At 31.6% G+C, this 18,128-nt stretch carries 16 protein-coding genes; 13 read left to right on the top strand and 3 right to left on the bottom strand.

Annotated elements, in window-relative coordinates:
- Positions 1 to 44: 44 nt before the first annotated feature.
- Complete coding sequence (locus ACREVU_RS21020; protein ID WP_431553557.1) at positions 45 to 512, bottom strand: GtrA family protein; 468 nt, start codon at positions 510 to 512, stop codon at positions 45 to 47.
- 162 nt (positions 513 to 674) lie between these two features.
- Here ACREVU_RS21020 and ACREVU_RS21015 point away from each other — a divergent pair, with 162 nt between their 5' ends.
- Positions 675 to 1,925, top strand: coding sequence for a M16 family metallopeptidase (locus ACREVU_RS21015; protein ID WP_431553556.1), 1,251 nt, complete (start codon positions 675 to 677; stop codon positions 1,923 to 1,925).
- 43 nt (positions 1,926 to 1,968) lie between these two features.
- Complete coding sequence (gene recJ / locus ACREVU_RS21010; protein ID WP_431553555.1) at positions 1,969 to 3,738, top strand: single-stranded-DNA-specific exonuclease RecJ; 1,770 nt, start codon at positions 1,969 to 1,971, stop codon at positions 3,736 to 3,738.
- Positions 3,739 to 3,813: 75 nt separating this feature from the next.
- Here the strand turns inward: recJ and ACREVU_RS21005 are convergent, their stop codons facing one another.
- Both ACREVU_RS21005 and ACREVU_RS21000 read right to left on the bottom strand, forming a co-directional pair.
- Positions 3,814 to 3,996 carry an alpha/beta-type small acid-soluble spore protein gene (locus ACREVU_RS21005; RefSeq protein WP_216162997.1) on the bottom strand — a complete coding sequence of 61 codons (183 nt, stop codon included), beginning with the start codon at positions 3,994 to 3,996 and terminating at the stop codon, positions 3,814 to 3,816.
- A gap of 248 nt (positions 3,997 to 4,244) precedes the next feature.
- Positions 4,245 to 4,430, bottom strand: a complete 186-nt coding sequence (locus ACREVU_RS21000) for an alpha/beta-type small acid-soluble spore protein (RefSeq protein WP_431553554.1) — start codon at positions 4,428 to 4,430, stop codon at positions 4,245 to 4,247.
- Between the two features lie 224 nt (positions 4,431 to 4,654).
- On the opposite strand from ACREVU_RS21000, the gene murG reads away from it, so the two are divergent.
- The 11 genes from murG (at position 4,655) to ACREVU_RS20945 (ending at position 18,124) form a co-directional block, all read left to right on the top strand.
- Positions 4,655 to 5,728, top strand: a complete 1,074-nt coding sequence (murG, locus tag ACREVU_RS20995) for an undecaprenyldiphospho-muramoylpentapeptide beta-N-acetylglucosaminyltransferase (RefSeq protein ID WP_431553553.1) — start codon at positions 4,655 to 4,657, stop codon at positions 5,726 to 5,728.
- A gap of 177 nt (positions 5,729 to 5,905) precedes the next feature.
- Positions 5,906 to 7,300: an MBL fold metallo-hydrolase RNA specificity domain-containing protein gene (locus ACREVU_RS20990; RefSeq protein WP_431553552.1), complete on the top strand. Its 1,395-nt coding sequence runs from the start codon at positions 5,906 to 5,908 to the stop codon at positions 7,298 to 7,300.
- 158 nt (positions 7,301 to 7,458) lie between these two features.
- Entirely contained in the window at positions 7,459 to 7,884 is a 426-nt protein-coding gene (locus tag ACREVU_RS20985; RefSeq protein ID WP_431553551.1) for a flavodoxin, read from the top strand.
- Positions 7,885 to 8,058: 174 nt separating this feature from the next.
- Positions 8,059 to 11,577, top strand: coding sequence for a pyruvate:ferredoxin (flavodoxin) oxidoreductase (gene nifJ, locus ACREVU_RS20980; RefSeq protein ID WP_431553550.1), 3,519 nt, complete (start codon positions 8,059 to 8,061; stop codon positions 11,575 to 11,577).
- Between the two features lie 264 nt (positions 11,578 to 11,841).
- Positions 11,842 to 12,246: a DUF1292 domain-containing protein gene (locus ACREVU_RS20975; RefSeq protein ID WP_431553549.1), complete on the top strand. Its 405-nt coding sequence runs from the start codon at positions 11,842 to 11,844 to the stop codon at positions 12,244 to 12,246.
- Between the two features lie 194 nt (positions 12,247 to 12,440).
- Positions 12,441 to 13,085 carry an HAD-IB family hydrolase gene (locus tag ACREVU_RS20970; protein WP_431553548.1) on the top strand — a complete coding sequence of 215 codons (645 nt, stop codon included), beginning with the start codon at positions 12,441 to 12,443 and terminating at the stop codon, positions 13,083 to 13,085.
- A gap of 27 nt (positions 13,086 to 13,112) precedes the next feature.
- Positions 13,113 to 13,979, top strand: coding sequence for an aminotransferase class IV (locus ACREVU_RS20965; RefSeq protein ID WP_431553547.1), 867 nt, complete (start codon positions 13,113 to 13,115; stop codon positions 13,977 to 13,979).
- A 90-nt stretch (positions 13,980 to 14,069) separates the two neighbouring features.
- A complete protein-coding gene (locus ACREVU_RS20960) occupies positions 14,070 to 16,100 on the top strand; it encodes a flagellar assembly protein A (RefSeq protein WP_431553546.1) in 2,031 nt (676 codons plus the stop codon).
- Positions 16,101 to 16,111: 11 nt separating this feature from the next.
- Positions 16,112 to 16,561, top strand: coding sequence for a chemotaxis protein CheW (locus tag ACREVU_RS20955; protein WP_431553545.1), 450 nt, complete (start codon positions 16,112 to 16,114; stop codon positions 16,559 to 16,561).
- A gap of 14 nt (positions 16,562 to 16,575) precedes the next feature.
- Positions 16,576 to 17,064, top strand: a complete 489-nt coding sequence (locus tag ACREVU_RS20950; protein WP_431553544.1) for a chemotaxis protein CheD — start codon at positions 16,576 to 16,578, stop codon at positions 17,062 to 17,064.
- A 31-nt stretch (positions 17,065 to 17,095) separates the two neighbouring features.
- Positions 17,096 to 18,124 (top strand): protein-glutamate methylesterase/protein-glutamine glutaminase, encoded by a 1,029-nt coding sequence (locus tag ACREVU_RS20945; RefSeq protein ID WP_431553543.1) that lies wholly within the window; start codon positions 17,096 to 17,098, stop codon positions 18,122 to 18,124.
- The last annotated feature ends 4 nt before the right edge of the window (positions 18,125 to 18,128 follow it).

The following is an 18,128-nucleotide window of genomic DNA, read 5'->3' as shown; positions in this document are numbered from 1 at the left end:
GAAATAAAGAAAAGACACGCAATAAAAGTTAAATAAAACTTTATTCAGTGTGTTTTCTTTTTATTAAAAACAAAAAACTTATTAACTAAAAATCCAAGCAGTCCTATAGTCATAGAATCTATTAGGATACATATATTAAACCAAATATGGTTTAATCGCATTATATTTATACCCCTATGCATATGATGGATTAGTGGATTGTGACTTGTTAATAGGATTAGCATAAGGCTGTTTAAAAGCATACTAAAAAAAAGTACAGAGGCATATTGAAAATAAGCTTTTTTATGTGAAGTTTCTCTAAAAGTAAACTTAGTGTTTAATTTGTAGCCGCAAAATGAATAAACGCAAAAGGCGATCACATTAAAAACAAATAACATTTTTCCGCTAGTAATGCCTGTAGTATAGGAAAGAGTGTTTAATATGATAATATCTATTATAATGTTAGTAGCACCAACTAGTGAATACTTAATAAATTGGGCTAAGGATTTTAATGTTTTATTTTTATTATTCATAGAATATTTTTCTTAAATAAAATAATTTTAAGAAATTAGTCACCACCCTTTTTATGAAAAGAATATAATAATTTGCCACAAACAATAGTGTACAACAAAAGAATAAAAAATAATATAGAAATATTTATAACATGTGAAAAATAAGAAAATGAAGGTGAGTGTGTGGAAAAAATAATATTTAAAAATGGAGTAAAGTTACTATACAAGAGAGCAGAGAATAATTTAACTTCTTTTACCATAGGATATAACGCAGGTGCAAATGTAGAGGAAAACAGTGAACTAGGAATTGCTCATGTGGTTGAACATATGCTTTTTAAGGGGACATCTTCTCGCAGTGAATATCAGATAAATAAATTATGTGATGAAACCTTTGGATTTTGTAATGCTATGACTAATTATCCATATGCGGTATATTATGGTACTACCTTAGATGAAGATTTTGAAAAGGGATTTGAAATTTACTCTGATATTCTTTTGAATCCTACCTTCCCCCAATGTGGATTTAAAGAAGAAATAGGAGTAATCTGCGAAGAATTAAAAGAGTGGAAGGATGATTCCTCGCAGTTTTGCGAAGATTCATTATTTTATAATGGGTTTGAAAAGCGAAGAATAAAGAATTTAATTATAGGCACGGAGGAGTGCATTCGGTCCATAACCATAGAGCAGATTGTGAATTTTTACAAAAGGTATTATAGAGCAAATAATTGTGTAGTATGTGTAATATCATCATTGAGCTTTAAAGATGTTTCAGAAATAGTAGAAAAGTATTTTTGTAATTCTAGTATTATATTAGCTAATGAAAGTCAGCATAATGATGATGTAGCTGACTACAACTACGAAAATAACAAACCGGGCACACACTTTCAATATAGAGAGGATGTGCAAGGAGCCAAAATTCAATACTGTTTTTCAATTCATGATTTAAATCCTAGGCAAATTAGTGCATTAAAATTATTTAATTTAGTTTTTGGAGAGGGTACAAGTAGTATACTATATGATGAAATTAGGACTAAGAGAGGCCTTGTATATGATATAGGAAGTAAAATTAAAAATGAAACAGGAATAAAACTTTTTACTATATCACTTGGGACCTCCTATGAAAATGTGGATAAAACTATAGAAATCATTAATAATGAAATTGAAAAAGTTAAAAAATTAGATAATTTTTTTGATCATCAGTGTATTATGAAATTATGTAAAAGTTACAAATTAAGACGAATGATAGCCTTAGAAAAATCTATTCAAACTAGTGTGAGTTTATGTGCATATGAAATTATGTATGGAGATGGTCCTGGAATTTTTTCTGAATTTGAGAAGATGGAAAACATAAGTGATGAAGAAATGATGGAAGTAGTAAATAAAGTCTTAGTAAATGCTACTATTCAAGTACTAACTACAAATGTGAAAAAATAATTGTAGTAGTGTAGTTATAATAATAGATAAATGGGAGATAGATATGGAGAAAAAGTGGCTAATAAAAAATACCTCGAAAGACATTAGTGGGATAGCAAAAAGCTCAGGTGTAAGTGAGGTTATAGCTAAGATTTTAATTAATAGAGGATTGCACAAGGCCATAGATATAAAAAAATTTATGCGGGCTAGTATGGAGGATTTATATGATCCTTTTTTAATGAAGGATATGGAAAAGGCTACGGAGATAATTGTACAAGCCATTGAAAACAAGAAAAAAATAGTAGTCTATGGTGATTATGACGCAGATGGTGTTACTAGCACTGTTATAATGTATAAGGCATTAAAACAATGTGGTGCAGAGGTAGATTATTATGTGCCAGATAGGGAACATGAAGGCTATGGCATAAATAGTGAGAGGATAAGAAAATTAAATCAGCAGGGTTTTCAAGTGGTTTTAACTTGTGATAATGGAATAGCAGCAACCAAGCAGGTTAAATTGGCCAAAGAATTAGGAATGACGGTTATAGTAACAGACCACCATGAACTGCCCTTTGATGAAGATAGTAATGGCCTTAGAGCTTTCAAGATTCCACCGGCGGATGCAGTTATTAACCCAAAACAAGTAGAATGTAATTATCCTTTTAAACAATTATGTGGGGCAGGTATTGCACTTAAATTTGTACAGGCACTCTATATAAAACTTGGAATTAATGTGGAGGCTTTAAAGGAATTTATAGAAATAGCAGGCATAGGAACAATTTGTGATGTGGTAGATTTGGTAGATGAGAATAGAATAATTGCCAAAAATGCATTAGAAATGCTTACCAATACAAAAAATCTTGGACTAAAAGCCCTAAAAGAGATTCTGAGTATTAATGACAAAGAGATGAAATCTTATCATGTGGGATTTCAAATAGGACCTTGCATAAATGCTACTGGAAGACTAGAGTCTGCAGCTATTTCAGTGGAACTTCTTATATGTGAAGATGAAACTCGCGCAGTGGAGCTAGCTAAAATATTATTTGACCTCAATAAGAAAAGACAAGACATGACAACGGAAAATGTGGAAGAGGTAATAGAACTTATAAAGCATTCTACTTATTTGAATGATAAAGTATTAGTAATTTATAAAGATACTATTCATGAAAGTATTGCAGGGATTGTAGCAGGTCGTGTTAGAGAAACCTTTAATGTGCCAACAATAATATTAACTAAAGGTAAAGAAAACCCTAAAGGCTCGGCAAGATCTATTGAGGAATATAATTTGTTTGAGGAATTAATAAAATGCGAAGAATTACTTTTAAAATTTGGAGGACATCCAATGGCTGCAGGTCTTTCTATAAAAGAAGAAAATATAGAAAAATTAAGGCTAAAATTAAATAAGCTTTGTAAGCTAACGGATGATGATATTATTCCTAAAGTAAGAATAGACCAGAGAATGCCACTTAATAAATTGAATTATGACCTAATTAATGAGTTAGAGATGTTAGAGCCCTTTGGTAAAGGCAATTCATCCCCATTATTGGCTGAAAAAAATATTCCTGTTCTAAAGATAAGTATATTAGGCAAAAAAGCTAATACAATAAAAATAAGATTTTTAATGCCAGGCTCAAATAAAACAATAGATGGAATATTTTTTAATAGAGTAGATGAATTCATGGAAATGTTAAATGTTGCTTATGGAGAAAACTATATGAGCTACCTTGAAAACCCACGAGGAATGAAATTAGATTTAATTTTTTCGCCTCAAATAAATGAGTACAATGGTAGGCAATCTATTCAATTAAAAATTATAGAATTTAAACTCAGTTAAAAAAACTAAACTTTGATAAATTAGTAAGGGTACATAGACAACAGTCTATGTACTCTTATAATATTCTAACTAATATTATAAATTCTGCTCGTATTGCTGTACCATCTTTTTAACCATTTCTCCACCAACTGATCCACACTCTCTTGAAGTTAAATTACCATTATAATCTGTAAAATTAACACCTAGTTCTTTTGCGGTCTCCATCTTAAATGAGTTTAAACCAGCCTTAGCTTGAGGTACTAACTTTCTGTTTGACATTTGTTAATCACTCCTTTTGTGTTTTGTTTTTGTTATGATAGTAGCTTGTGCAAAAATTTAAAATATATAATAGAGTCTTTAAGACAAACTAACCAAGTTCAACATTTTACATTAATACTTGGTATAAAAAGAAATATTTACATAAAAGAAGAATAATTTATTTCTAAAAAATATAGTTAAGAGGTATATGACAAGCATATACCTCTTAACCAATCTTAAATCTTAAATTTTAAATTTGAAATTTTAAATTATAGATTTTTTTCGTATTGTTCAACCATTTTCTTAACCATTTGTCCGCCCACAGAACCGTTTTGTTTTGAAGTAAGATCTCCATTGTAACCATTCTTCAAACTAACTCCAACTTCTTGAGCAGCTTCCATTTTAAATTTGTTAAGTCCCTCTCTAGCTTGTGGTACTAATGTTCTGTTTGCCATTATTAAAAACCTCCTTTTTAATTTGTGATTATTTTATAATAGTAGTTTATCCCCAAATTACAGTTTTATATTAGTGAGTTGAAGGATAGTTTTGAAAAATATATACTGTTTAGTAAATTATGGACGATATGAATTTTAATAAATAGTAGAACTTTTTATTGAAATTGGTATATAATAATGTAGAATAAACTGAGTAAAACATGGTTTTTAAAAGGAGTGTTAAAGTGGAAAAACACAAAATAATAATGACTGGTGGCGGTTCAGCAGGACACGTAACACCCAATCTTGCGCTTGTACCTAAACTTAAAACCTTAGGATATGAAATCCAATATATTGGAACAAAAGCGGGTATCGAAAGAAAAATAATAGAGGACGAAAATATAAAATATTATCCTATTTCTAGTGGTAAACTTAGAAGATATTTTGATGTGAAAAATTTTACTGATCCGCTAAAAGTAATAAAGGGAATTTTCCAGGCTAAAAAAATAATGAAGATTGAAAAACCTGATATTGTTTTTTCAAAGGGTGGATTTGTTTCTGTGCCTGTAGTGCTGGCGGCTTATTTTAGTAAGGTACCAGTAATAGCACATGAATGTGATATCACTCCGGGACTTGCGAATAAACTGGCGGCTCCTTATTGTACAAAAGTATGTGTAACTTTCCCAGAGGCTCTGAATGAAATAAAAGGTGGAAAAGGTGTAGTAACAGGTAATCCAATTCGCGCGGAATTATTTAAGGGGAGCAAATTAAAAGGTAAAGAAATATGCGGTTTTAAAAATGAAAAACCAATATTATTGGTTATTGGTGGAAGCTTAGGCTCTAAAGTTATAAATGAAGCCATAAGGACGAAACTTGAAAAACTGTTGCTTCAATATAATATCATTCATATTTGTGGCAAAGATAACTTAGATAAATTACTCCAAAAGAAAATTGGCTATGTACAGTTTGAATACGTTAAGGATGAATTACCTGATCTAATGGCTTGTTCAGATCTTGTTGTATCAAGGGCAGGAGCAAATGTAATATTTGAACTTTTGGCGCTAAGAAAGCCTAATTTATTAGTTCCCTTATCTGCCAGTGTTAGCAGAGGTGATCAAATACTTAATGCTAAATCTTTTGAAAAAAGTGGCTATAGTATGGTTGTACAAGACGCAGAATTATCTCCTGATTATTTAGAAATGAAAATTGGTGAGTTGTATAGGGATTCGTCACAATATATTAAAAAAATGAAGCTTAGTAGCACTGAGAATAGTATTGATTTAATAGTAGATTTAATAGAAAAATATAGAAAAAGATGAAGAAAGTAAAATTTCTTCATCTTTTTTCTTTCTAATAATATTTTTTAGATAAAAAAGTCCAAAACTGTGTAAACTGTAATAATAAGAATATATATTTGTATATTATATAGAAAAAAATATATGAAAGAAATGAATTATGTAAGAAAGATGAATAATATACATTGAAGGAGTGAAAAAATGGAACTTCAATTTTTAGGTGCGGCGCAGTGTGTTACAGGTTCATGTCATTTGTTAAAGATAGGTGGCAAGACTATTTTATTAGATTGTGGATTGTACCAAGGTAGTGATGGAGATGGAGACAAAAATGAAAAATTTGAATTTAATCCAAAAGATATAGATTTTGTAATACTATCACATGCGCATATAGATCATAGTGGCAGACTTCCACTCTTATATAAGGGCGGATTTAAAGGCGAAATACTATGTACAAAAGCTACAAAAGAGTTATGCCAAGTGATGCTTCCAGATAGTGGTCATATTCAAGAGATGGAAGCTCAGTGGAAAAATAAAAAGCTTAAAAGGAAGGGTCTATCCACAGTAGAGCCCTTATATTCTTCTGAAATTGCGGCAGAGTGTTTAAAACTTTTTAAGAGTTATTCTTATAATGAAGAAATAAAACCTTTTGAGGGTTTATCAATTGTTTTTGTGGATGCAGGTCATTTGCTGGGGTCAGCTATTACAGAACTCACTGTAAAAGAAAGTGGAAAATCCGTAAAACTTGTTTATAGTGGAGATCTGGGCAATGTTGATATTCCACTTATAAGTGATCCTACATTTATAGATAGTGCAGACTATGTAATTATGGAGTCTACTTATGGAGATAAAGTACATAACAATTTCAAAGATGTTTTAAAGGAACTTGCCAATATAGTACGTGAAACTTTTGATAGAGGAGGAAATGTATTAATTCCATCCTTTGCTGTAGGAAGAACCCAAGAGGTTATATATGCACTGAATAATTATTTTGAAAAGGATATGCTTAAAAAGCTCACTGTGGTTGTTGATAGCCCTCTTGCAGAAAAAGCAACAAGAATTTTTGAAAATAACAGAGAATTTTTTGATGATGAGGCAAAAGAGATGGAGAAACATGATAATAATATATTGGGGTTTAAGGGACTTGTGTTTACTCATTCCCCAGAGGAGTCTATGAAATTAAATGAAGTGCAAAAGGGAATGATAATAATATCCACCAGCGGAATGTGTGATGCTGGTAGAATAAAACATCATTTAAAACATGGGCTATGGAGAAAGGAAAACTCTGTAGTATTTGTAGGATATCAAGCAGAAGGAACCTTAGGCAGACAGATATTAGATGGTAATAAAATGGTTAAAATTTTTGGAGAAGATATTGCGGTTAACGCATCTATATATAATTTGCAAGGGCTTTCAGGGCATGCAGATAGAAATGGATTAATTAATTGGATAGACTATATGAGTGTAAAACCTCTCAAGATTTTTCTTGTGCATGGGGATATGGATGCTCAAAAGAGTTTTAAGGACTTATTAGATTCAAAAGACTACACCTCCGTAATAGTAAAAAGTGGAGAAATGTTTAAAATAGGAGAAAATTAGCGAAACTTAGCTGTATTATACTTTATTAAGGAATTATTAAAGTCTAATGCAATATTTATGCAATATTCATAACAAAGAACTTGAATATTTTTCATTTTGATGTATACTTAAAGGGTAAGAATAACTATCTATTAATATGAAAGTATGGGGTGATAATAATGAAAAAATTATCAATAATTTATTGGAGCAATAATGGAAATGTAGAAGTTCTAGCTAATCATATAGCTAAAGGTGCAAAAGACGCAGGGGCAGAGGTACTAGTTAAACTAGTTAGCGAAGCTACAGTGGAAGATGTAACTGGAGCAGATGCAGTTGCTTTCGGAAGTCCATCAATGGATAACAATAGAATAGAACAAAAGGAAATGCAACCTTTCATTGATAAGTTCAAACTAATTCCACTTAATAATAAAGTTACAGCTTTATTTGGATCTTATGGTTGGGATGATGGAGAATTTATGAACAAATGGGAAATTCAAATGAAGGAATATGAGTTTAATGTTATACAAAAATTAACTGTTAATGAGGCACCTTCTAATGCACAATTAGTTGAAGCTGAACAAATGGGAAAAAATTTAGTTAAATAACATTTGATTATAAGAACCTGTAATGCCAAATAGTAAAGATAGTTTATAAAGTAAATGGCATACAATTTGAATAAAAGCAGTTTCAATGGTCAAACTAAACAGAAAAACTTAAGAAAAATTGTTTTATGAAGCTTTTAAATGCTTTTTATAATATTTATGAAAGAAGGTTTATTAATGAGAAAAATGAAAACAATGGATGGTAATACAGCAGCAGCACACGTTGCGTATGCATACACAGACGTGGCAGCAATTTATCCTATAACACCATCATCAACGATGCCTGAATATTGTGATGAACTAGCAGCTAAAGGAACAAAAAACGTATTTGGTCAAAAACTTAAAATTGTAGAAATGCAATCAGAAGCAGGAGCTGCAGGAGCAGTTCATGGTTCACTTCAAACAGGAGCATTAACTACAACTTTTACATCTTCACAAGGATTGCTTTTAATGATTCCAAATATGTATAAGATTGCTGGAGAACTTTTGCCAGGAGTAATTCATGTAGCAGCTAGATCACTTGCTACTCATGCACTTAATATTTTTGGTGATCATCAAGATGTAATGGCTACAAGAGCAACAGGATTTGCATTACTTGCAGAAGGAAGCGTTCAAGAAGTAATGGACCTTGCACCAGTTGCCCATTTAGCAGCTATTGAAGGAAAAATACCATTTGTAAGTTTCTTTGATGGATTTAGAACTTCACATGAAATACAAAAAATTGAAACTTGGGATTATGAAACTCTAGGATCTCTTATAAACAAAGAATCACTAGAAGAATTTAGAAATAGTGCAATGAACCCAGAACATCCTGTAACTCGTGGAACAGCACAAAATCCAGATATATATTTCCAAGGAAGAGAAGCAGCTAATGGATTTTATGATGCACTTCCTGCAAAAGTTGAATCATATATGGGAAAAATAAACGCATTAATCGGAACTGACTATCATTTATTTAATTATTATGGTGCACCAGATGCTGATAGAGTAATAATAGCAATGGGATCAGTTTGTGATACAATTGAAGAAACTATAGATTACTTAAATGCAAAAGGAGAAAAGGTTGGAGTACTTAAAGTACATCTTTACAGACCGTTCTCATTAGACCATTTCTTTAAATACATACCTAGTACTGTTAAAAAAATATCAGTATTGGATAGAACTAAAGAACCAGGATCAATTGGAGAACCATTATTCCAAGATGTTAGAAATGCTTATTTTGAAAAAGAAAACAGACCAGTTATAGTTGGTGGAAGATATGGACTAGGTTCAAAAGATACTACTCCAGCTCAAATTGTTGCTGTATTTGATAACTTGAAAGCAAGTACTCCTAAAGCGGGGTTTACTTTAGGAATAGTTGATGATGTTACTAATACTTCACTTGTAACTGGACCAGAGATAACAACAACTCCTGAAGGAACTAAAGAATGTAAATTCTGGGGTCTTGGATCAGATGGTACTGTTGGAGCTAACAAGAGTGCTATAAAAATTATAGGAAATCATACAGATATGTATGCTCAAGCATACTTTGCATATGATTCTAAAAAATCAGGCGGAATTACAGTTTCTCACTTAAGATTTGGTAAGAAAGCTATAAAATCACCTTATTTAATAAATGCTGCAAACTATGTTGCTTGTGGTAATCAATCTTATGTATATAAATATGATGTTTTAAAAGGAATTAAGGACAATGGAACATTCCTACTAAACTGCATATGGAGTGTGGAAGATTTAGAGAAAAATTTACCAGCATCAATGAAGAGATATATTGCTAGTCACAATATCAACTTCAACATTATCGATGCAGTTGGAATAGCTCAATCAATAGGTCTTGGCGGAAGAACAAACATGATAATGCAATCTGCTTTCTTTAAACTTGCAAACATTATCCCTGTAGAAGACGCAGTTAAGTATCTTAAAGAAGCTGTTATTACATCATACGGTAAAAAAGGTGAAAAAGTTATTAACATGAACAATGCTGCAATAGATAGAGGAATTGAATCAGTTGTTCATATTAATGTACCAGAAAGCTGGAAACAAGCTAAAGATGAAAATGAAACTTCTAAAGAAGCTAGACCAGATTTCATTAAAAATATAGCTGATGTAATGAACAGACAAGAGGGAGACTCTTTACCTGTAAGTGCATTTGTTGGAATAGAAGATGGATCATTACAACCAGGAACAGCAGCTTATGAAAAAAGAGGTATTGCTGTTAATGTACCAGAATGGCAAGTAGATAACTGTATACAATGTAATCAATGTGCATTTGTATGTCCACATGCTGTAATTAGACCATTCTTAGCAACTGACGCAGAACTTAAGAATGCTCCAGAAGGTTATGTAAGTAAAAAGGCTGCTGGTGGAAAGAACTTTGAAGGTCTTAATTTCACTATGGGTATAAGTTTAGAGGATTGTACTGGCTGTGGTAACTGTGCAGAAGTTTGTCCATCAAAAGAAAAAGCACTAGTTATGAAACCATATGCAACACAGGAATCAAAAATTAAAAATTGGAAATTCGAACAATCATTATCTAAAAAAGAAAATCCAATGGGAACTGCAACTGTAAAAGGAAGCCAATTTGAAAAACCACTAATGGAATTCAGTGGAGCTTGTGCAGGATGTGGAGAAACACCATATGCTAGACTTGTTACTCAATTATTTGGAGATAGAATGCTCGTAGCTAATGCTACAGGATGTTCTTCAATTTGGGGAGGAAGTTCACCAGCATCACCATATACAGTTAATGAATGTGGTCAAGGACCAGCTTGGGCTAACTCATTATTTGAAGATAATGCTGAATTTGGACTTGGAATGTTTATTGGAACTAGCCAATTAAGAGATAAGGTTGAAATGTTAGCTAAAGAAGCATTAACTTTAAACACTAGCGAAGCATTAAAAGCAGCTCTTAATGAATGGATTGAAAATAAAGAAGATGCAGAAGGTTCAAAAACTGCAACAGCTAAGTTATTACCACTATTAACTGCTGAAAAAGACAATAATGAAGCTTTAAAAGAAATATTTAGTAAAAAAGATCATTTAGTTAAGAAGTCTCAATGGATATTTGGTGGAGACGGTTGGGCTTATGATATAGGTTATGGTGGAGTTGATCATGTACTTGCATCTGGTGAAGATGTAAATATTCTTGTAATGGATACAGAAGTATATTCAAATACAGGAGGTCAAGCTTCAAAATCTACTCCAACTGCAGCTATAGCTAAATTCGCTGCAACTGGAAAGAAAACTAAGAAAAAAGATTTAGGTATGATGGCAATGAGTTATGGTTATGTTTATGTTGCTCAAATAGCAATGGGTGCTGATAAAAATCAAACACTAAAAGCTATAAAAGAAGCAGAAGCATATAAAGGACCATCACTTATAATTGCTTATGCTCCATGTATCAATCATGGTATAAGAGTTGGAATGGGATGTACACAACTTGAAACTAAGAGAGCCGTTGAATCAGGATATTGGGGTATGTTTAGATTTAATCCAGACTTAAAAGAAGCAGGAAAGAATCCGTTTATATTAGACTCTAAAGCACCAACTACTTCATTTAGAGATTACTTAATGGGCGAAGTAAGATATTCTTCATTAGCTAAAATGTATCCAGAAACAGCTGAAGAATTATTTGTTAAAACAGAAAAAGATGCTATGGACAGATTAGCTGGTTACAAAAAACTTGCTGAAGAAAAATAGTATTAAAAAAACGTTTTATTTGAACAATATTTAAAGTTTTAAAATCAAAAGAAGATGAATTAAATTTCATCTTCTTTTGATTTTTAAAATAACAAATAAAAAACATAAAATAGTTAATACTAGGTATAAGTAGTAAATACTAAGGTTTAAAGCAAAATAAAAGGACTTAACAATAAATTAACAAGAAATTATGAAAAAAACACTTTTAATATTTCACTTTTATTGTTAGAATTAAAACATACTGAATGTAGGAGGTAACATATTATGAATGAAGATAAAAAAACTTCTTGCGGATGCGAGGAAAATGATGGTTGTGGATGTGGTTCTAGCGAACATAGCCATGAAAACGAAGGTTGCGGTTGCGGAGAGCATGATCACGAACATGAGAGTGATGGCTGTGGATGTGGATGCGGCTGTGGAGAAGGCGAAGGAGAAGCACTAACTGTAGATTTAGAAGATGAAAATGGTAATGTAGTTCCATGTGAAATAGTAGATGGATTTACTTTTAAAGATAATGAATATGCATTAGTTCAAAATCCAGAAGACGACTCAATATATCTTTTCAAAGTAATTGGAGACGATGAAACTGGTGAATTAGTTATCCCAGAGGATGAAGAATTTGCAGAAGTAACTGCATATTATGAAGAAATGATTAAAACAGAGAAATAATTTTATCAAAAAAGTCGTTGCTAATGCAGCGGCTTTTTTTAATTTTAAATATTAGAATGTAAAGTAAGTAGATGGTAACAATAATAATAGTAATTTCTTTGTTATAAGAGTACCATGTAGGTAAGACATTTGAAGTTGTTGAGATTACTTATTAGCAATGATTACAACCACATTATAGGAAGAAGGGGTAGCCAATGAAGGAGAAACTAGCTATATTTGATGTGGATTACACATTAACAAAACGAGAGACATTAGTAGAATTTTATCTTTTTATGATGAGAAAGAATCCTAAGTTATTAAAATATCTACCTAAAAGTATATACTCATCTATTTTTTACTTGTTGAAGCTCCATGATGCTTCCACAGTAAAGAAAACATTTATACGATTTATTGATGGTATAGAGGAAAATGATATGAAAAAAATTGTTAAGGAATTTTATGAAAAACGTTTAAGTAAAATATTATACAAAGATGCAATTGCAATGATAAAAAAAATGAGTGCAGAGGGCTATAAGATTTATTTAATTTCAGCTTCTGCTGAATTTTATTTAAACGAGTTGTACAAAATACAGGAAGTAGATAAAGTAATAGGAACTAGGTTTGCCCTAGAGCATGGATTACATAAAAATCAAATTACAGGTGAAAATTGCAAGGGGCAGGAAAAAGTAAAAAGGCTAATGGAAGTTTTAAAAAATGAAAAAATCCAAGTGGATTTTGCAGAGTCCTATATGTTTTCAGATTCATTATCGGATTTACCACTTTTTAATTTAGTGGGGCATCCTTACCTAATAAATTTCAAGAAAACACATGATAAAATTGAAATCTTAAAATGGAAATAAACAAAAATTTGCGAGGAGGAAGTAAATATGGACAAGTGCATTAATGAATACTTTTTATTTGGGAACGAATTTAAGAAAAGCGAGGAATTTGTAAATTATGATATGAGTGTAGGTAAATCACTTTATGAAGTTATAAGGGTAAGTGGGGGCATACCAATTTTTTTTAGTGAGCACTTAGGACGTTTAGAAAATTCTGCTGATATAATGAAATATAAAATGAGAGTTACAAGGGACCAAATTACAAATGGAATTCTTGAGCTAATTGATAAAAATAAAATTTGTGACGGGAATGTAAAATTAGTTGTAAATTATGATCCCAATAAGGGGAATAGTGAAAATGAAAGATTTTTAGTTTATTTCATACCTCATTCATACCCTACAGAGCAGCAATACAAGGAGGGCGTAAAAACCATCACTTATCATGGAGAGCGTAGTAATCCAAATGCTAAGGTTATCAATAGTGACTTTAGAGATAAGGTAAACCAGCAAATTGCAAAAAGTGGGGTTTATGAGGCAATTTTAGTGGATGATAACGGTTTTATTACTGAGGGTAGTAAATCGAATATTTTTATGGTTATAGATTCTACAGTTGTGACCTCAAAGGTTGAAAATGTATTGCCAGGCATTACAAGACAGTTTATTATAAAATCTTGCCAAACTTTAGGCATAGACTTCCAGGAAAGAAATATTCATGAAAAAGATATTGAATCATTAACAGGATTATTTATCTCGGGAACCTCACCTGAGGTGTTACCAATACAGTGTGTAGATTCATTTTCCTTCCATTCTTCAAAAAATTCAATAATAAATTCCATAATGGTTGAATATCAAAGAGAATTAGATCATAATAAACAGAAATTTGTAAAGTTTATTGAAAATAGAACGATAAATTAGTAAAACAATATAAAAAAAAGTAAAAGAAATAAAAAGTAAAAAAATACAGGAATTATGGTATAATTTCTCTATATGAAAGAGGTGGTATAATTGGTAGCTAAAGCATGTGGCAAAAAATTTAAAGGAGTTAATGTTAAGGAATGTTTAGAAAGCGCAAGTTTTAGTTTGGGGGTACCCATAGAAAAGTTTGAATATTCGATACTTGAGGAGAAAAATGGATTTTTTAAGAAACATGCTGTAATTTCTATTGATACTATAGAAGTTGACCAGGAGGAAGACACTAATAAGAAAGATGATGTTGCACAAGATGATGCTAAAGTGAATGAGTCAAAACAAGATGATCTTAAAAAGGTCACGGAGCTAGAAGAGATAAATGGAAGTATAGAAATTCAAAAGGGTAGGATTATTATAAAAAATCCTAAAGAGGGTGGAAAGCCAGCGGTAATTTCTACGAGTGGTGATATTACATTAATTGTAGATGGCAAAAATGTTTATGGTGGCACTGCCGTATATGAGGATAGTAATATAGAAACTGTTTTTGAAGAAGTTTTGGCTAAAAGGCAAATGAATTTAACTACAAGTCCAGACAAGATGAAAGCTTATATTAGTATTTTGTATAGTCCCAGTACTATTTATAAACTAAAAGATGTTGAGCCCAAAAATACACTGAAAATACAAATAGAAGTAAAAGAAGAAATTATGCCACCAAAATTTACTGAATCAGATATTAAAGATGAACTAAGAAAGCAGAACATTAAATATGGTATTCGGAAGATGGCCCTTATAAAATGTTTAGAAGCTAATGAAATTGATGCATTGCTTATTGCATCTGGAAAGAAAACTATAGATTCAATAGATGACAGTTTGGACATCAAATACAAGGATGCAAAGTGTCAACTAGATAAAGTATACAACAATGCAGAAATTATAGACTACAAGGCCATAGGCAGTATAAAATGCGTAGAAAAGGGACAAGTTCTAGCAGTATTAACTCCAGGTAAAGCTGGAGAAGATGGAATAGACATTACAGGGAAGATTATAAGAGTTAAAACTTCGAAAAAAATAGTATTAGGTGCAGGAGAAGGCTGCATTATGGCAGATGAATTTACTGTAGTAGCTACAAGTGAAGGTAGGCCATCAAATAGGGGAAATACTTTTTTCGTTTATAAAGTTTATGAAATAAATGGAGATGTGGAACTCAAAACAGGAAACATAAAATTTGTAGGGGATATTATTATAAGTGGAAGTGTACGGGAAGGTATGAAAGTAGAATCAGGTAATTGTGTTTTGATTAAAAACAATATGGCAGAAGCGGAAATTACTGCAAATGGTGATATTGTGATAAAGGGTAATGTAATTCATTCTAATGTTGCAGCTGGGAAAGAGGATGTATTAACATTAGAATATTTAAGTGACTTAAAAAATATGAAAAATGATCTCACTAAATTAATATCTTCAATAACGCAATTAAAAGAAATGAACCTTTTGGATAGAAATACTAGTGATGGTGAACTTGTAAAAATTTTATTAGAAACTAAATTTAAAAAACTTCCACAATATGCAATTAAGATATCTGAGCGAATATTGAAAGAGGAAAATACAGAGGATGAGTTGCTATTTATCATTAAAAATAGAATACTAAATTTGGGGCCACTTAATATCAAAAATTATGAGGAATTAAATGATGCAATAACAATTATTGATAATAAAATATCACTACTTGAGATGGATTTGACTCTTCCCGTGGATGTAATACTAGATTACTGTCAAGATTCAATAATTAAGAGTTCCGGTAATATTATTTTTAGTGGTAAGGGACAATATGTGTCAGAAATTGAAGCAAGTGACAGTGTGATTTTTCAAAAGGATAGAAGTGTAGCCAGAGGTGGAATCATAAAAGCAGGAAAGGAAATTAAATGCAAAATAGTTGGAGGACAAGGGGGAGTAGCAACAAGGCTTATTGTAGAAAGCCACCATGGTCATATATGGGCAGAGGTTGCTTATCCAAATACTAGATTTATTATAGGTGCGAAAGAATATATTCTGGATACCTCTAGTAAAAATATCCATGCATTTATAGATGAAAACAGAGATTTAATTGTAGATAAATTACAATTGTAGGGGGATGTAATATGAAGCAGCAAGAAATTAAAATCTTGATTTTTAGTATAAATAATGAGTACTATGCTACCAGTATTATGGAAGTTGAAAGAATACTGGATTATGAGAAATCGACTAAGATTCCGGATTCTCCTAAATTTGTGGAAGGTGTTATAAATTACGAAGATAAGATTTTACCAGTTATAACACTATCAAAAAGATTTAATTTGCCAAAAACTGAAATTGGAGTAGAGTCTAAGATAATAGTTGCTAAGCAAGAACGTAGTAAAATAGGTATAATAGTTGATTTTGTTTCTGAAGTTAAGGATGTTAAGCTAGATAGTATAGAAGATTCACCAGAAATAATTTCTGGGATATCTAAAAGATATATTAAAGGACTTATTAAGATTGATGGTAGAATAATAATATATTTAAATCTTGAAGGCATATTAACAGAAGAAGAAAAAAATGAAATATTATAAAATAGGGTGTAATTATGGAATATAGTGAAATAAAAGTTGGAATAGCAGATTTAAATGTAACCTTTGCTCCTAATAGATTAATAACTGTAGGTCTTGGATCTTGTGTGGGCATAGCAATTTTTGATAAGGGTTTAGGAATTGGAGGATTGGCACACATAATGCTTCCAGATAGTCTTCAATTTAATAAAATAACCAACGAAATGAAATTTGCAGATTTAGCTATTCCTATACTCGTAGAAAATATGATAAAAAAGGGTGCAAAGCTTAAAAATATGAGAGCTAAAATAGCGGGAGGAGCATCCATGTTTAACTTCCCGGATAAAAGTATAGTTATGGACATTGGCAACAGAAATGGTATTGCAGTAAAAAATGCACTGAAAATTTTATCTATCCCAATATTATCTGAAGATATTGGCGGGAATAAAGGTAGAACATTAATATTTGATACTACAAATGGGTTACTATCTATTAGAACAGTAGGTATGGGAACGGTAGAAATTTAGTTTAACTTTGTAGTTATTGGGGTGATATATATTGTTAAAAAAAATCAAAGTAATTGTAGTAGATGATTCAGCATTGATGCGGAAAATTGTTTCTGATATGATAAATAGCGAGGCAGAAATGGAAGTTATAGATACAGCAAGAAATGGTGAAGAACTATTGGCAAAAATCAGGTATAAAATACCTGATGTAATAACTTTAGATGTTGAAATGCCTAAAATGGATGGTATAGTAACTCTTAAACAAATGAAAAAAAACAATATAAAAATACCAGTTATTATGCTCAGTAGTGTTTCTAAAACTGGCACGGAATTAACTATGGACTGTCTTGAACTAGGAGCTTTTGACTTTATAGCAAAACCTTCCGGAGCAATATCATTGGACATTAACAAAGTTAAAGAAGAATTGGTAGAAAAAATAAAATTAGCTTTTATGCAAAGTGAGGGTAAAAATACACTGATGTATCAAAAAAACTTTAAAACACAAATAGCACATAATCTAGAGGCGGTAGTTATTGGAGCTTCTACAGGTGGGCCAAAGGCCTTATATAAGGTGATAACAGCTCTGCCTGATAACTTAGGAGTTCCAGTTTTTGTGGTGCAACATATGCCACCGGGATTTACAAAGGCCTTTGCTGATAGACTCAATCTAAACAGCAAATTAAAGGTTGTTGAGGCGCGAGACGGGGATAGGGTGGAAAAAAATATAGTTTATATTGCTCCTGGTGGATTTCATATGGAGATAGGCACCGACAAAAGAATACACTTAAATACAGAGCCGACCATTTGGGGAGTAAGACCAGCAGTGGATAAACTATTTTTATCCGCAACATCGATTTATGGAGCAAAGCTACTAAGTGTTATACTTACTGGAATGGGACGAGACGGTGCTAGTGGCACGGCAGCGGTTAAAGACAATGGTGGGTTTACTATAGCGGAGCATGAATCTACTTGCATAATATATGGCATGCCAAAAGCAGCTTTTGAAACAGGTAAAGTAGATGAAGTTATTCCCCTTGATAATGTTGCCCAGGAAATTAATAAACTTGTAATGGGGAGATGAGCAT

It is taken from the genome of Clostridium sp. (assembly GCF_050717535.1).
Lineage (GTDB): Bacteria > Bacillota > Clostridia > Clostridiales > Clostridiaceae > Clostridium_AD.
The sequence above is the reverse complement of the archived record's forward strand: the minus strand, read 5'-3'. Positions and strand labels throughout refer to the sequence as shown.

Excerpts from the sequence above, each read along its gene's own strand:
- ACREVU_RS20985 (WP_431553551.1), top strand. The coding sequence starts at position 7,459 with ATGAAAAAATTATCAATAATTTATTGGAGCAATAATGGAAATGTAGAA.
- recJ (WP_431553555.1), top strand. The coding sequence starts at position 1,969 with ATGGAGAAAAAGTGGCTAATAAAAAATACCTCGAAAGACATTAGTGGG.
- ACREVU_RS21000 (WP_431553554.1), bottom strand. The coding sequence starts at position 4,430 with ATGGCAAACAGAACATTAGTACCACAAGCTAGAGAGGGACTTAACAAA.
- ACREVU_RS20955 (WP_431553545.1), top strand. The coding sequence starts at position 16,112 with ATGAAGCAGCAAGAAATTAAAATCTTGATTTTTAGTATAAATAATGAG.
- ACREVU_RS20990 (WP_431553552.1), top strand. The coding sequence starts at position 5,906 with ATGGAACTTCAATTTTTAGGTGCGGCGCAGTGTGTTACAGGTTCATGT.
- ACREVU_RS20965 (WP_431553547.1), top strand. The coding sequence starts at position 13,113 with ATGGACAAGTGCATTAATGAATACTTTTTATTTGGGAACGAATTTAAG.
- ACREVU_RS20975 (WP_431553549.1), top strand. The coding sequence starts at position 11,842 with ATGAATGAAGATAAAAAAACTTCTTGCGGATGCGAGGAAAATGATGGT.
- nifJ (WP_431553550.1), top strand. The coding sequence starts at position 8,059 with ATGAGAAAAATGAAAACAATGGATGGTAATACAGCAGCAGCACACGTT.
- ACREVU_RS21020 (WP_431553557.1), bottom strand. The coding sequence starts at position 512 with ATGAATAATAAAAATAAAACATTAAAATCCTTAGCCCAATTTATTAAG.
- ACREVU_RS20970 (WP_431553548.1), top strand. The coding sequence starts at position 12,441 with ATGAAGGAGAAACTAGCTATATTTGATGTGGATTACACATTAACAAAA.
- ACREVU_RS21005 (WP_216162997.1), bottom strand. The coding sequence starts at position 3,996 with ATGTCAAACAGAAAGTTAGTACCTCAAGCTAAGGCTGGTTTAAACTCA.
- ACREVU_RS20950 (WP_431553544.1), top strand. The coding sequence starts at position 16,576 with ATGGAATATAGTGAAATAAAAGTTGGAATAGCAGATTTAAATGTAACC.